Source organism: Frankia sp. AiPs1 (assembly GCF_023716945.1).
In the GTDB taxonomy this organism is placed as follows: domain Bacteria; phylum Actinomycetota; class Actinomycetes; order Frankiales; family Frankiaceae; genus Frankia.
This window is the reverse complement of record NZ_JAMQQF010000899.1, coordinates 1-1,543: the sequence shown is the minus strand read 5'-3', so window position 1 is coordinate 1,543 and position 1,543 is coordinate 1. Positions and strand designations below refer to the sequence as shown.

Sequence of the window (1,543 nt, the reverse complement as noted above, 5' to 3'; positions counted from 1 at the left end):
GAGTGGGTGCCCGCACCGGCGGCCGGGCGGGAGCCGCTCGACGTCACCGGCGTCTGGTACTGGGGACCGGCGCCGTACGCACTGTCGCTGCGGCCGGACGGCGGGCTGCTGCTCGCGCCGCTGGGCCGCTCCGGCCGGCGATCCAGGTTCCGCCCCGGCCCCGCTGGGCGCGGCACCTTCCTCGGCGTCGACGGCTACTTCGCCGGCGAGACCCTCGTCCCGCGGCGCCAGTCCGACGGCGAGCTCAGCCACCTCGAACTCGCCTCGTTCGTCTTCACCCGGGCCCCGTACGCTCCCGCCGGCCCGGTGCCCGGCGGCGTCGACGCGGGCGGCTGGCGCCCGTCGCCGTCGCCGTCCCCGGCCCTGTCCCCGGCCCTGTCCCCGGCCCCGGCCCCGTCACCGGCCACGGCCCCGGAGGGCTGGCAGGGCTGAGCTGCGCTCCTGCGGCCGAGCGGCGGGCGGGAAGGGGGTTTTGCTGGGCTGCCACCGGACATCTCTTACCTGGCGCGCAGGGATGTGCCCTCACCGTAGTAACCGCGCCACTGTGCGACCGCCCCATCCGTGGCAGCGACGTCATGCTGCTCAGCCGAGGAGCGATGGCATGCCCTTCTTCGATCCGATCGAGTCCACCTTCTACGGCCACTGCGTGGAGCGGCTGCTGATGTCGCCCGAGCTCGCGCCGCTGCTCGCCGGCGGCATCGTGGAGATCGGGCCGGGAACCGCCCGGCCGGTCGTCGAGGCGCTGCAACGATCCGGGTCACGGGTGCCCATCACCGGGTACGAGCTGGACGCCGAGGCCGCGCGGATGGCGAGCCGGGCGGCGGCCGGGGTGGAGCTGGGCAACTACACCGTCGTCCAGGGCGACTTCTTCGCCGCCACCGCGCCCGGGGCGCCAGCCGTGTCGGCGCGGCCGGCGCGGTGCGCGATCGGCAACCCGCCGTACCTGCCGGCGACCGTGCGGCCGGTCGGCGCTTCCCACCTGTGGGGCGGGCATGACGGTGCACATGTCGCGCGGCGCATCCTGTCCGCGGAGATGGACGTGGTGCTGCTGATGATCGCCTCCATCTCCGACCCGGTGGGTCTTGTCCAGCACGCCCGCGCCGCCGGCTACCGGGTCGCGGACTGGTTGGTGCGGCCCATTCCGTTCGGGCGGTACTCCCGCCTGCCCTGGGTCAGCCGCCGCATCGGCGAACTGGCCCGATCGGGCCGGGCCTTTTTCGGCCCGGAGGGCTACCTGCTCGCCGGGGTCACCTGGGTTCGCGCCGGCGACCCGATCGCTGCCGCCGACGAGCCCGACCATGGCGCCACCGTGCTCCGCCGGATCCTCACCACGGCGGGCAGCGCCACCGGCCTCGACGAGACCGCGGGCGTCGGTCGGACGACGACCGTCGACGGCCACCGCCGGACGCCGATCCTCCCCGGGCACCGTGAGCTGCCGGCCCGGCCCGTCTCCCGCCTGTCGGGGAGCGACGCGTGAGCACCGTGGCGGGGTCCGACACCGCGCGGGACGGTGGTTCCGCGGCCACCGCCGACCGGCTGGCGG

General features: G+C 75.9%; 1 protein-coding gene and 1 pseudogene. Both read left to right on the top strand.

Annotation, left to right across the window (positions count from 1 at the left end):
- A pseudogene (locus tag ND748_RS31705) lies at window positions 1-432 on the top strand (hypothetical protein); the annotation flags it as partial.
- A gap of 169 nt (window positions 433-601) precedes the next feature.
- Window positions 602-1,477 (top strand): methyltransferase, encoded by an 876-nt coding sequence (locus ND748_RS31700; RefSeq protein WP_251749965.1) that lies wholly within the window; start codon window positions 602-604, stop codon window positions 1,475-1,477.
- The last annotated feature ends 66 nt before the right edge of the window (window positions 1,478-1,543 follow it).

Excerpts from the sequence above, each read along its gene's own strand:
- ND748_RS31700 (WP_251749965.1), top strand. The coding sequence starts at position 602 with ATGCCCTTCTTCGATCCGATCGAGTCCACCTTCTACGGCCACTGCGTG.